Origin of the sequence: Microcystis sp. M53602_WE12 (assembly GCF_030065455.1) — a bacterium.
GTDB classification, from domain to species: domain Bacteria; phylum Cyanobacteriota; class Cyanobacteriia; order Cyanobacteriales; family Microcystaceae; genus Microcystis; species Microcystis aeruginosa.
Genome location: NZ_JASJFB010000684.1, coordinates 1 through 1022 on the forward strand (window position 1 = coordinate 1; position 1022 = coordinate 1022).

Here is a 1022-nt window from a genome sequence, read left to right on the forward strand (position 1 = left end):
ATCGGAAATCAATAGAGTCACAGAAAAACTTTTTCAAGAGATTCACCCTGACAAAAGAAAAACCTTTACTTGTGACAACGGCAAAGAATTTTGTGGACATCAAGAGTTGAGTCAGAAACTAGGAGCAGATTTTTATTTTGCTACTCCTTATCATTCGTGGGAGAGGGGATTAAACGAGCCTACCAATGGACTGTTAAGACAATTTTTCCCCAAGGGAACGAATTTTAAAATCCTTAAGCCAGAGGAGGTGGAAAGAGCCGTAAACTTGATTAACAATCGTCCTCGAAAATGTCTTGACTATCGTACCCCGAATGAGGTATTCTATAAAGGTAGATCAGACAGTGATGCAATTCAGACTTGAATTGGCCTTTTATGTACAAAAAACGATTTATCAGGGTTTAGGTGGAACAAGAAAATATAACTCAGACATCGGGGAGAAGTTCGGGGACAAGGTAGGATGGAGAAAAGGAGGAAGCTGGTTGTACTACAAAGATATTACTTTTGATATAAAAGCAGCTAAAGGACACCTCCCAGTTTGGGGTATGGGTTGGTGGAATGATCATCGCTGGTTGGAGGGAACAAGCACCAGTCTGGGGGTGCCTGTGGAAGATAGTAGTATTTTTTGTCGCATCGAGACTTGTAGATTGTAACCTGTAAAGATTACAGTTTGTAGGGTGCGTTAGGAGCGCAAAAAGATTATAAAATATAGCAATTCCCATAGTTGTGAGGTACAGAGTCTTAGGTTTTGAGGAGTCAGGAGTCAGGAGTTAAGATTTTGGTGTACCTCATGAGATTGGGAAACGCTATATACAAATAGATTAAATACGCGACGTAACGCACCATTATTATTGAAGGAAATTTTAAAAAACATAATAAAATAAGGCTCTTCGGTAATTGTTATGCAATGGACGGGGGTTATAAGGGATGGAACCCTTATATAGAAAGGCATTTAGCGATTTTTGTCAATTGTTTTTTATCTAGAGCGAACTAATCAATTAAGTCTCTTGCCAGATAAGGATTTA

Annotated in this window: 2 protein-coding genes; both read left to right on the forward strand. The window is 38.8% G+C overall.

Features of this window, described 5'->3' with window-relative positions; all coding sequences use genetic code 11:
- The coding region (locus PX482_RS21370) for an IS30 family transposase (RefSeq protein ID WP_288025815.1) at positions 1-361 on the forward strand (361 nt) is incomplete at its 5' end.
- Positions 345-650 carry a GUN4 domain-containing protein gene (locus PX482_RS21375; RefSeq protein WP_043998860.1) on the forward strand — a complete coding sequence of 102 codons (306 nt, stop codon included), beginning with the start codon at positions 345-347 and terminating at the stop codon, positions 648-650. The genes PX482_RS21370 and PX482_RS21375, both read left to right, overlap by 17 nt.
- Positions 651-1022 lie beyond the last annotated feature (372 nt).